Origin of the sequence: Azoarcus sp. DN11 (genome assembly GCF_003628555.1) — a bacterium.
Classification (GTDB): Bacteria; Pseudomonadota; Gammaproteobacteria; order Burkholderiales; family Rhodocyclaceae; genus Aromatoleum.
Map to the genome: position 1 here is coordinate 2,147,043 of NZ_CP021731.1, position 11,784 is coordinate 2,158,826.

Here is an 11,784-nt window from a genome sequence, read left to right on the forward strand (position 1 = left end):
CATCATCCGATCGCACTAAATCCCGCTCGGACGTAGGGGCTTGCAGGGCGGGCACGCCCGTAATGCAAAGGAACGATGCGGGTTTGCGCGCCGCGCGCGAGAGTGCGTGCGAGGTTCGTGATACGGATGGGGAGGTCGCCGATGAACGAAATGCAGCGGATCATCCAGTGCTGGGCGCGGCTGCGCGGACGCGGCGAACAGGCGGCGCTGGCCACCGTCGTCGCCGTCGAGGGATCGACCTACCGGCGCCCCGGCGCGCGCATGCTGGTGAGCGCGGACGGCGAGAGCATGGGCGCGATCAGCGGCGGATGCCTCGAACGGGACGTCTTCCGCCAGGCCGCGCGGGTGCTGCACAGCGGGGAGCCGGCGGTCGTCGTGTACGACTCGACCGGCGACGATGTGGAGGAAGGCTATTCGCTGGGCTGCAACGGCGTCGTGGTCGTGCTGGTCGAGCCGCTTGCGGCGCAGGGGGTTTCCGCCGCGCTGGATTTCGTCGCGGACTGCCTGACGCGGCGGCGTCGCGCTGCGGTCGCGACGGTGTTCGCGGCGCAGGGCGCTTGCGGGGCGCGCATCGGCGCACGGCTCGCGCTCGGCGACGACGGGGCGGTCTGCGCGCTGGGCATCGACGATGCGTCGCTGCGTTCGCGGCTGGAGGGCAAGGCGCGCGAAGCGCTGCGCGACGGGCAATCCGCGCGGGTTCGGCTGCGCACCGCAGAAGGGCAGGTCGAAGCTTTCGTCGAGTTCATTTCGCCCCCGCCGGCGCTGACGATCTTCGGTGCCGGCCACGACGCCGTCCCGCTCGCGCAGTTCGCGAAGGCGCTCGGCTGGCAGGTGAGCGTTGTGTCGCGCAATGTCGGCCACGGCATTCACGGGCGCTTTGCCTGGGCCGACCGGGTGCTCGTCGCGGACGCCGAAACGGCCCTGGCCGGGCAGGCGGACGAGGGTGGCGCGATCGCCGTCGTGATGACGCACAACTACTTCGAGGACTTGCGCGTGCTGCGCGCGCTGATCCCGCGCCGCCCGCGCTACGTCGCGCTGCTCGGCCCGAAGCGGCGCACGGTGCGGCTGCTCGCGGCGCTGGAGGACGAAGGGCTGGACGTGCGCGGCGAGATGGCGGGATGGCTGCACGGCCCTGCGGGCCTGGATATCGGAGCCGATACGCCGGAGGAGATCGCGCTCGCGATCGTCGCCGAAATCCGCGCGGTCATCGCCGGGCGTACGGGCGGTTTTGCGCGGGTGCGGCGCGGGCCCCTGCATGCGCGGGGCGAGGGCGCCGATACCCTGGTCGCGACGAGCGTGGAGCGGGGCGAGATCGTGTGCGGCCTGGCGGCGCCTTGAAGAGGCACCCGCCGCATCGCGGGCGGAAGGTGCTGCGTCGAACCGCGATTCCCGTCGTGACGTAAAATCCGCCCATGACATCGAATGAAATGAACGAAGCCGCGGCGGACGATGCAACCGCCCCCGTGAAAGAGCCGGGCCTGTGGTGCGACGACGGCTGGACCGCCCGTGTCATCAAGAACATGGACGACGATGGGTGGGCGGTCGAAATGATCAAGGATGGCGAGCCCGAGCCCGCCCTGGTGGGGCCCTGGACGATGGGGCGCGACAAGAAAAATCCCAAGCCGCTTGATTCCGCTGCCTTCAACACGCTGGTCAAGACCGCCTCGGAAGTCCTGCGCCGCCACGAGCAACAGCTGCATGCGACGCTTCACAAGAAGCTCACGGTGAACACGGAGTCGGGCCCGGTCAACGTGACACTCGACATCGTTGCCGACGAATACGAGCCCCATGCCCTGCTGGGGGCCTACGACGCCGCGGGCGAAGAATTGGCCAAGGTGCGCGTGGATGCGGGGTTCAAACTGACCAAGACCAGCGCGCACGCGTGGATCGAGGACGACTTCCGCAAGCCCGGCTGATCAGCCTCCGGTCGCCGCTTCGATCTCCTCGGAGAGCTGCAGCCAGCTGTCCTCGTGGGCGTTCAGGGTTTCTTCGATCTGCTGTAGCTCCTTCCCCAGTTCGGCGAGTTGTTGCACTGACGGAGAGCCGTCCAGGCGGGCTTCGGTGGCGTGCTTGCGCGCTTGTACTTCCAGGATCGTCTGCTCCAGCTTGCCTAGGTCGCGCCTGAGGCTCTTGAGCTTTTCGGGGCTGACCCGATGGGCGGGAGCCGGTGCCGGCGCAGCCTCGCGCTTCGGGCTTTTGAGCGAGGCCTTGAGTTCTTCTCGGGCGCGGCGGGCTTCGTCGAGCAGGTATCGCTGGTAGTCGTCCAGGTCCCCGTCGAAGGGTTCGACGCCGCCGCGGGCAACCAGCCAGAACTCGTCGCACACCGAGCGCAGCAAGGCCCGGTCGTGGGAGACCAGCATCACCGTGCCCTCGAATTCGTTGAGCGCCATGGCCAGCGCCTCGCGGGTGGCGAGGTCGAGGTGGTTGGTCGGCTCATCCAGCAACAGCAGGTTGGGGCGCTGCCACACGAGCATGCACAGCACGAGACGGGCCTTCTCGCCGCCGCTCATGGTGCCGACGGGCTGCTGCACCATGTCGCCGCTGAAGTTGAAGGTGCCGAGGAAGGTGCGCAGGTCCTGCTCGCGGCCGCTCTGGCCCGCCGGCAGGCCCTCGCGGGCCATGCGCACCATGTGTTCGAGCGGATTGTCCTCGGGGCGGAGCACATCCAGTTCCTGCTGGGCGAAATAGCCGATGCGCAGCCCCTTGCCCTCGGTGACGACGCCGCTGGTAGGGGCGAGGTCGCGGGCGATGGTCTTCACCAGCGTGGACTTTCCGCGGCCGTTGGCGCCGAGGATGCCGATGCGCTCGCCGGCCATCACCGACTTGTTCACGCCCCGCACGATCACCGTCGGGGGCGTGCCGGCGGGGGCGCCTTCGGGCGCCGGATAGCCGAAGCAGGCGTCTTCCATCGCCAGCATCGGGTTGGGCAGGTTCTGCGGTTCCTTGAACTCGAAGGTGAAGTCGGCGCTCGCGAGCACCGGCGCGAACTTGTCCATGCGGTCCAGCGCCTTGACCCGGCTCTGCGCCTGTTTGGCCTTGCTGGCCTTGGCCTTGAAGCGGGCGATGAACTTCTGCAGGTGGGCGATCTTGTCCTGCTGCTTGGCGTAGGCGTTCTGCTGCAATTCCAGCTGCAGGGCGCGCGTGTCCTCGAAGGTGGAGTAGTTGCCGCCATAGCGGGTGAGCTTGTGATTCTCGATGTGCACCGTGACGTCGGTGATGGCATCCAGGAATTCGCGGTCGTGGCTGATGACGACCAGGGTGCCGGCGTAGCGCTTGAGCCAGGCTTCGAGCCAGACCAGCGCGTCGAGGTCGAGGTGGTTCGTGGGCTCGTCGAGCAGCAGCAGGTCGGACGGGCACATCAGCGCGCGGGCGAGTTGCAGGCGCATGCGCCAGCCGCCGGAGAAGCTGTTCACCGGATTGCACAGTTCGGTGGTCTTGAAGCCGAGCCCGAGGATCAGCGCCTGGGAGCGCGCCTGCGCGTCGTGGGCCCCCGCGTCGTGCAACGCCATGTACGCGTAGGCCATGCGTTCGCCGTCGTCGCTGGCCTCGGCGGCTGCAACTTCCTGCTGCGCGGCAAGGAGCGCCGTGTCGCCCTCGATGACGAAGTCGGTGGCGGACTGGCTGGTTTCCGGCATGTCCTGCGCCACCTGTGCCATGCGCCAGGCCGCGGGCACGAAGAAGTCGCCCGCGTCTTCATGCAGCGTGCCGTTGAGCAGGCCGAACAGCGAGGACTTGCCGGCCCCGTTGCGCCCGACCAGGCCGACCTTCTCGCCGGGATTGAGCGTGACGGAGGTGCTGTCGAGCAGCACCTTGGCGCCGCGGCGAAGGGTGACGTCCTTGAGGGTGATCATGGGAATGAGGCTCCGGGGTGGGATTCCAGTGGCGGGCGGATAGGGAAAGGAACGCGCACGCGGAACCGCACTGCGGAGTTCGACCGAATCGGGAAGGTCGGAAGGATACGTTCTTTGGGGGCGTCGTTGGCACGGAATTGCCCGGCGCGCTGCGGACGCTTTCTTCCATGTCCGCAACGAGCGCGACACCGTGGAGAGCCTGCGCGAGCGGTTCGAGCAGGTACGATGGGCGAGGGTAGCGGGGGAGCCTGGTGTTTTCCAGCGCCGGGTTTCGCGCGGGCAGGCTGCAGGCAGCACGGCCGGGGGCCTTGATCGCGTTGATGGCGACGGCGCCGCTGCGGCCGGTATCGAGGTCAGCTACGCTCCAGGCTTGTTGGGCAGCGCTGCCGCCGTCACGCCCGACCGAACACGCGCCGGAACAGGCTGGCGATGCGCTCGAAGAAGACCTTGAACACCACGCCGATAATGTTGATCGACTCCTCTTTCTGTGGAGCTGCGCGGGGGGCGGGGGAAGTCTCGGCAGCAGCGGACCGAGTCGGGTCGGAGGTCGCCTCGTCGCGCGGCACTTCGAGGAGTGCGCGCACGTTGTTGACGTATTTCTTGATGATCTGCGCGGACACGCCCTCGATCATGCCGCGGCCGACCTGGAGGATGCGGCCGGTGAGGTCGATGTTCGATTCGCAGCTTACCTGCGTGCCGCAACCGTCCGCCGAAGGGGCGAGGCGTGTGAGGATGGTGCCGCTGACGGTGCCGCCGCCGCGCTCGTTGCCCGAGGCGAGCAGTTTCACGCTGTGTGTCGCGGCGTCCTTCTCGACGTAGGTGATGGTGCCCTGGTACTGCGCGGTGACGGCGCCGATCTTGAGCTTTACCGCGCCGACGAAGCTGTCGGCGTCGACGATCTGCGTCAGCGAGGCGCCGGGCATGCAGGCGACGACGTTTTGCGGGTCGAGCAGGAACTGCCACACGGCCTCGACCGGGGCGGCGACCGCGAAGTTTTCCTGGATTTGCAGGGCCATGTCGGATCCTTGTTCGGGGTTGTCGTGAAGTTTCGGGTTCAGCCGACGCAGGCGGGCTGCGCGGGGCAGGCCGTGGAAGGCATGGCGCGCGGGGCCTCCGCGCGCTGGTAGAGCGTCGTGCGGCGCCACAGGGGGCGGCCGATGCCGGTGGCGATGTGGTTCATGCCCGTGCCGTCCATTTCCTGGCCGTTGAGGCCGCCGGCCGCGCGCGTGATGGATTCGTACATCAGCGTGCCGCCGAGGTCGTTGGCGCCCGCCTGCAGGCACTGCGCGGCGCCGCCGGGCCCCATCTTGACCCACGAGGTCTGGATGTTCGGGATCAGCGGGTGCAGCGCGAGGCGCGCCACCGCGTGCATCAGCACGGCTTCGCGCGCGGTGGGGCCGGAGCGGCTGCGGCCCTTGTGCCACAGGGGCGACTCCATGTGCACGAAGGGCAGCGGCACGAATTCGGTGATGCCGCCGGTGTCGCGCTGGAGCTGGCGCAGCTTCAGCAGGTGGCGCGCCCAGTGGCGGGGGTTGTCGACGTGGCCGAACATGATCGTCGACGTGGTCGGCACGCCGGCTTCATGTGCGGCGCGAACAATGGAAAGCCATTCGTCGGTGCTCAGTTTGTCGGGGCACAGTTGTGCTCGCACCTCGTCGTCGAGCACTTCCGCGGCGGTGCCGGGCAGGCTGCCGAGGCCGGCGTCGCGCAGCCGGCGCAGGAAGGCCGCGGGCGAGAGGCCGAGGGTGGCCGCGCCGTGGCGGATCTCCAGCGGCGAGAAGGCGTGGATGTGCATGTCCGGCACGGCGTCGCGGACGGCGGCGACGATGTCGAGGTAGGACTGCCCCGTGTAGGCGGGGTGGATGCCGCCTTGCAGGCACACTTCGGTGGCGCCGCGTTCGCGGGCTTCGCGGGCGCGCCGGCCGACCTCGTCGGCGCTCAGCACGTAGGCGGGGCCGCGCAGCGATTCGGTGCTGCGCCCCTTGGCGAAGGCGCAGAAACCGCAGCGGTGCTGGCAGATGTTGGTGTAGTTGATGTTGCAGTTGGTGACGAAGGACACGCCCTCGCCGACCGTCGCGGCGCGCAGGCGGTCGGCGGCGGCGATCACGGCCGCGTAGTCGGCGCCGCGCGCTTCGAAGAGCGCGGTGACGGCGTCTTCCGACAGATCCTGCCCGGCGCTCGCCCGGTCGATGAGATCGAGAATGGCCTTGTCCGGGGCGCGCAGGTCGGCGCCGCTGCGGGTGGAGGGCGGCAGCGGGGCGCCGCTGCCGGCGTGCCAATCGTCGTCGCGCGCGAAGCCGCTGGCATCGACGCGGTGCAGAACCGCGCGGGCGATGTCCGGTGCGGTCCAGCGGGCCGCGTCGTGCGTGAAGGCCGGGCCCAGCGCGAGACGCTCGACCAGTTCGCGGCCGGCGGCCTCGGTCGCTTGCCGCAGCGTCGCGATCTGCGGCCACGCGGCTTCGGGATTCACATGGTCCGGCGTGACCGGCGAGACGCCGCCCCAGTCGTTGACGCCGGCACGGATCAGGGCTTCGAGCTCGCCCGGGCGCAGGTTGGGCGGCGCCTGGATCGACATCTCCGGGCCGAAGATCAGGCGCGCGATGGCGATCGTCCATTGGTGCTCGGCCAGCGTCGGCTCGGGCGCCTGCGCCATCGCGGTGTGCGGCTTGGCGCGGAAATTCTGGACGATGATTTCCTGCAGGTGGCCGTCGCGGTCATGCAGATCGCGCAGCGCGAGCAGCGCGTCGATGCGTTCGAGGCGCTGCTCGCCGATGCCGACGAGGATGCCGCTGGTCGTTGCGACCGACTGCTCGCCGGCGGCGCGCAGCGTGGCGAGGCGCACGTCCGGGTGCTTGTCCGGGCATTGCCAGTGCGGGCCGCCGCGCTCGCACAGGCGGGCGGACGTCGATTCCAGCATCAGGCCCATCGAGGCGGCGACGGGGCGCAGCTGCGCGATTTCGTCGGCCGAAAGCGTGCCGGGATTGAGGTGCGGCAGCAGGCCGGCCTCGTCGAAGATGCGGCGCGCGATCGCCGCCACGTAGTCGATGGTGCTCGCGAAGCCCAGCGCGGCGAGCGCGTCGCGTGCGGCGGCGTGGCGCAGTTCGGGTTTCTCGCCGAGGGTCAGCAGCGCCTCCTGGCAGCCTGCGAGCGCGCCGCTGCGGGCGATCGCGAGTGCTTCGTCGGGGCTGAGATAGGCGTCGTGCGCGCCGCGCGGCGTCTCGGCGAAGGTGCAGTAGCCGCAGCGGTTGCGGCACAGGCGCGTGAGCGGGATGAAGACCTTGCGCGACCAGCCGACCGCCGTGCCGTGGCCGGCGAGGGTCAGCGCCTCGGCAGCCGCCAGGATCGCGTCCGGTTCCGTGACGGACGCGAGAACGGCGGCGCTCTGGGCATCCAGCCTCCGTCCTGCGCTTACGTCGGCAAGGATTCGCTGTGTGCTATCGGCCATGGCATGGGGTTCCGGTGGAGGATGGGAAGGTGGCGGTCTGCCGCGTCGCGACGGGTCGCGGGCGGCGGGCGGAAGGGGCCGGCGAGGCGCGCGAGGTCGGCCGGCAGGTCGACGTCGAAAGCCAGGCCGGGTCGCTCGACGATCGCCGGCACATGTCCGCAGCGCAGCGCCTCGGCGACATGGATCGGGAAGCTTTGCGCGCCGAACTGGAAGCGGAAGCCGCTGCCGGCTCCGAGGTAGATCGCGTTGGTGCCGACGCGGGCCCGATCGGGGGCCAATGCGATGCCGGACTGGCGGCCGCGCAGCACGAGTTCGTCGATGTCGGCGGCGCTCGCCTGCGGCAGGTCGCCGTGCATCACGACCAGTTCGCGCGCGCGCCTGTGGGCAAGCGAGAGGGCCGCCTGCTGCACCGAGTGGTTGAGGCCGAGGCCGGTGTCGGGCAGCAGGGCGACCGCGCGCCGGGTGAGGTCGGTGGCCGCGGTGACGATCGCGACGTGCTCGATCACTTCCGAGCCGAGCAGCGCGTCGAGTACTTCATCGAGCATCGCGCGCACGAGGCATTGGCGCTCGCCCGGCCCGAGGACGCCCGCGAGCCGGCTCTTTCCCTGCGCGGGCAGCTTGATCGGGATCAGCGCCCAGCAGCTCACGGCCGGCTCCCTGCGCGGGCGGAGCCGCTGATGGGGAAGGCGCGCTGCGCAATCATGATCGTGGCTAGCCGGCGACCGCGGCGAGCTCGCCGGTGATGCGGATGCCGGCGCCGTCCACCGCGTAGTTGCGGTTCATGAAGATCAGGATCGACGAGAGCGCTTCCGCCGCGGCGGAATTCGCCAGCGCGCCGGCGTGCAGTCCGCGCAGGCCGGCGTCGTCCGCGAGTTGGCGGATCGTCTCGCGCGCGTCCTTGTCGTCGCCGAAGACCAGTACGTCGCACTCGACCTCGACGTCGGTCGCGAGCTTGTGCGCCGCGACGTTGTGGAAGGCCGACACCACGCGCACGCCGTCGCCGAGCAAGGCCTGCGCGCGCAGCGCCGCGCAACCTTCGGGCGGCAGCTGGACGCGCATGACCTTAGGGGGAACGAGCGGCACCGTCGTGTCGACGACGATCTTGCCGGCGACGACCGGGCGGATCTCGTCGAGCACGGCGGCCTGCGATGCGAAGGGGACCGTCACGACGACGATGTCCGCCCGGCTCGCGGCGTCGCGATTGGTGCCTGAGGCGATCTCGCATTTGAACTCTGCCCCCAGCGCCTCCGCGGCCGCCCGGGCCTTGCCGGCATCGCGCGAGCCGATCACGACCGTGTGGCCGTGCTTCGCCCAGCGCCGCGCCAGCGCCGCGCCCAGATGTCCCGTGCCGCCGATCACCCCGATGATGGGTCCTGTCCCGTTCGTCATGTCTGAGCCCCTGTTCGATGTGGGGCCAAAGCTATCAGCCGGCGGGAAGGGGCTGCATCGTTCTTTTGAATGATCGGAAGGACGGGGCGAGATTCAAATCCGGCCAGCGGCCGGGGTTGTTCACTCCCTCCCCTTCAAGGGGAGGGTTGGGGTGGGGATGGGTTTAGCAGACGTCGCCGAAACCCATCCCCCTCCTAGGAGTCTGCGCGGCAGAACTCCAGAGAGTGGGTTTTAGCAGAAGGATCGGCGAAGCGAGAGGTGCGGAAAGAGACTGCGGCCGTGGTTGAGTTGCTTTGCGACGGCGCCGCGCCCGTGCCGGATGGGAAGGGGGACAGGTTTGCGCCCCTTTCCCGTCATGCCGTCCTCAATGTGCTCATCCTGCGCAGGTTCAGCGCCATACAGACGAGCTTCCACTCCGCTTTGACGCGCTCCAGGCCCCGCAGGCTGAACTGCCGGAATCCCAACACGTTCTTGATCCAGCCGTTGGGCGGTTCGGCGATCCATTTCCGTTTTCGGTAGGCCGTCTTGCCCGCCTCGCTGTCGAGCTTGTCGGCCATCTGCGCGGTGTGCGGATTGCGTTCACGGTCGAAACCGAGTCGGCGCTTGCCTTCCCGGCCCAGCGCCACCACCAGTTCGGTCCCGCAGCCGTCGAGCTCCCGGAACGTCTGCTCCGAGCGGTAGCCGGTGTCGGCCAGCGCCTGGCGCGGGCGCTGCGCGAGGGTGTCGCGCACGACCTGCAACATCCCCGGCAGTAGCCCGGCGTCGCTGGCGTTGTTGGTCAGTTCGGCCGCCACGATGATGTGGGCGGTCTCGTCGACCGCCGTCTGGGCGTTGTAGCCCGGATCGAACCCGCCGCCGGCGCGCTTCATGATGCGGCTGTCTGGATCCGTGAAGTTCTCCTGTGCCTTGTCCTCGGGCACCCCGAAGTCGCGCTTGTAGCGCCCACCCTTCGGTTTGCCGTCACCGCCGCGCGGACGGCGGTCGTCATCGTCGCTGCGCCCGCGCGCCTGATCGGCCTCGCGCTGGCGCTGCTCGAGCCGCGCCCGGGCTTCGGCAATCGCCGTCAGCCGCGCCTCGCGCCGCGCGATCTCGGCCGGCACATCCAGCTCGGGCTCGTTCCTCTCGGCGTCGTCGGCGGCCTTGGCCCGATTGAGCAGCGCCTCGATCTGCCGTTTCAATTCGGCCTCCGCCTTCACCATGTGGCCGTAACTCATCGCCTTGTGGCGGCTGGCGTTCGCCTTGACCTTGGTGCCGTCGATGGCCACCGTCCCGAGCTTCACCAGCCCCATCTCGCGAGCCAGTCGCACCACCTGCACGAACAACTCGCTCAGCTCCTTCAAGTGGACAGCGCGAAAGTCGCTGAGCGTGCGGTGGGCCGGGAAGTTGCCTGCCGCCAGCACCCGGAACGCCACATCCTCGTGCAGCTTGCGCGCGATCTTGCGCGAGCTGAACACGCCCGTGGCGTACGCATACAGCAGCACCTTGACCATCATGGCCGGATGAAACGGCTGGTTGCGCGGTCCGCCCCCGGCATACCGGGCGTGGAACGCGCTCAGGTCCAATCCGTCGACCGCGTCGCTAATGAAGTACGCCAGGTGGCCTTCGGGTAGCCACTCCTGCAGCGCCTGGGGCAGCAGCATCTGCTGCTGCGGGCAATAGGGCAGATAGCTCGTCATCTCGACAGTCTACCGGCCCCGACACGCCCGGGAGCGCTTACCTCATTGATGCTTGGCTTCTGCCGCGCAGACTCCTAGCCGCCCAGTGCCGGCTTTGCACAGCCGGCCCGCTCAGCCGGCGCGAAGCAGTGCTTCGCGAAACCCCGGCTTCGCCCCCCTTGAAGGGGAAGGAATAAGTTGTCCGGTGCGGCCCGCGTGCCAATAGTCCCATTGGATGATGTGTCCCTCACTCCCCGCCGAGAGAATCGCCCCATCAAGATCCACGAGGCGAGTCACGGAAAAGCCAATGGAAAACGCGCTGTTGTTATCGGACGAGCAGGTCGCGCTGCAGGACACCACGGCCGCCTTCGTCGCCGAATTCGCCAACGCCCGCAAGCCGCCCGAGGAGGATGCCGGCCTGTGGCGGCGGATCGCCGAACTGGGGTGGCCGGCGGTGCAGGTGCCGGAAGAATTCGGCGGACTCGGCATGGGTGCGGTCGAGCTTGCGCTGCTGATGGAGGAGATGGGACGCCGGCTGATCCGCGCGCCCTTCTTCACCAGCGTGGTGCTCGCGCAGACCGCCTTGCTCCAGGCGGGCGATGCGGCGGCCCGCGAACGCTTCCTGCCGGAACTCGCGAGCGGCGAGACGGCAGCGACGCTGATCCTCGCGCCGGGCCTAGTGTGGGCACCGGGGGCGCTGACGGTCGAATGCCACCGTGACGGCGCGGGCTGGGTAATGAACGGCGAGTCCGCGCAGGTGCTCGACGGCGGCGATGCGGCGATGGCCTTCGTCGCCGCGCGCACCGGGGATGGCGTCGGCCTGTTCCACGTCCCGGCTACGGCGGCAGGGGTGGAACGCACGCCGCTCGACGTGTGGGACCTCACCCGGCCGCAATGCCACTGGCGCTTCGGCGAAGTCCGCTTGCCGGCCGAGGCCCGCGTCGATGCATCGGGCGCGCTGGATACAGGGCTCGCGCGCACCGTCGCGCTCGCGGCGCTGCAGCTTGCCGCCGAGCAGGTCGGCGGGGCGGCGGCCTGCCTCGACATGACCGTCGCCTACACGAAGGAGCGCGTGCAGTTCGGTCGCCCGGTGGCCGGCTTCCAGGCGGTGAAGCACCGCTGCGCCGAAATGATGGTGCGCCTCGAAACCGCGCGCTCGGCGGTGCGCGGCGTCGCCGCGGCGGCTGCCGGTTTGCGCGATGCCGATGAACTGGCCTGCGAGGTGGCGGTCGCCCGCGTGCTGGCGTCGGAGGCCTACCGCTACTGCGCGCAGGAGGCCGTGCAGCTGCATGGCGGCGTCGGCTTCACCTGGGAATACGACCCCCAATTGCATTTCAAGCGCGCGCAATGGGGCAGCCAGTGGCTCGGCGCTGCCAGCCGCTGGCGCGAGCGCGTCGCCAGCCAACTTCTGGACCTTGCCTGAGATGAAACGACCCCCACACTC

Annotated in this window: 9 protein-coding genes; 3 read left to right on the forward strand and 6 right to left on the reverse strand. The window is 69.5% G+C overall.

All coding sequences use genetic code 11. From position 1 onward, the window contains the following. Positions 1-141 precede the first annotated feature (141 nt). Both CDA09_RS09800 and CDA09_RS09805 read left to right on the forward strand, forming a co-directional pair. Entirely contained in the window at positions 142-1,338 is a 1,197-nt protein-coding gene (locus CDA09_RS09800) for an XdhC family protein (protein ID WP_164844398.1), read from the forward strand. A 74-nt stretch (positions 1,339-1,412) separates the two neighbouring features. Then, the gene (locus CDA09_RS09805) at positions 1,413-1,916 is read left to right on the forward strand and encodes a hypothetical protein (RefSeq protein ID WP_121428450.1); all 504 of its coding nucleotides are present in this window, start codon (positions 1,413-1,415) and stop codon (positions 1,914-1,916) included. On the opposite strand, the gene CDA09_RS09810 is transcribed toward CDA09_RS09805, so the two are convergent. From CDA09_RS09810 to CDA09_RS09840, 6 genes are all read right to left on the reverse strand, one after another. Then, complete coding sequence (locus CDA09_RS09810; RefSeq protein ID WP_121428451.1) at positions 1,917-3,851, reverse strand: ATP-binding cassette domain-containing protein; 1,935 nt, start codon at positions 3,849-3,851, stop codon at positions 1,917-1,919. A 392-nt stretch (positions 3,852-4,243) separates the two neighbouring features. Next, entirely contained in the window at positions 4,244-4,867 is a 624-nt protein-coding gene (locus CDA09_RS09820; protein ID WP_121428453.1) for an SRPBCC family protein, read from the reverse strand. Between the two features lie 38 nt (positions 4,868-4,905). Continuing rightward, a complete protein-coding gene (gene cofH / locus CDA09_RS09825) occupies positions 4,906-7,296 on the reverse strand; it encodes a 5-amino-6-(D-ribitylamino)uracil--L-tyrosine 4-hydroxyphenyl transferase CofH (protein WP_121428454.1) in 2,391 nt (796 codons plus the stop codon). Continuing rightward, positions 7,260-7,943, reverse strand: coding sequence for a 2-phospho-L-lactate guanylyltransferase (gene cofC, locus CDA09_RS09830; RefSeq protein WP_121428455.1), 684 nt, complete (start codon positions 7,941-7,943; stop codon positions 7,260-7,262). Before cofC ends, cofH begins: the two co-directional genes overlap by 37 nt. Positions 7,944-8,007: 64 nt before the next feature. Continuing rightward, positions 8,008-8,685, reverse strand: coding sequence for an NADPH-dependent F420 reductase (gene npdG, locus CDA09_RS09835; protein ID WP_121428456.1), 678 nt, complete (start codon positions 8,683-8,685; stop codon positions 8,008-8,010). A 353-nt stretch (positions 8,686-9,038) separates the two neighbouring features. Next, positions 9,039-10,361, reverse strand: a complete 1,323-nt coding sequence (locus CDA09_RS09840; RefSeq protein WP_121428457.1) for an IS1182 family transposase — start codon at positions 10,359-10,361, stop codon at positions 9,039-9,041. Positions 10,362-10,647: 286 nt separating this feature from the next. Here CDA09_RS09840 and CDA09_RS09845 point away from each other — a divergent pair, with 286 nt between their 5' ends. After that, complete coding sequence (locus tag CDA09_RS09845; protein ID WP_121428458.1) at positions 10,648-11,763, forward strand: acyl-CoA dehydrogenase family protein; 1,116 nt, start codon at positions 10,648-10,650, stop codon at positions 11,761-11,763. The last annotated feature ends 21 nt before the right edge of the window (positions 11,764-11,784 follow it).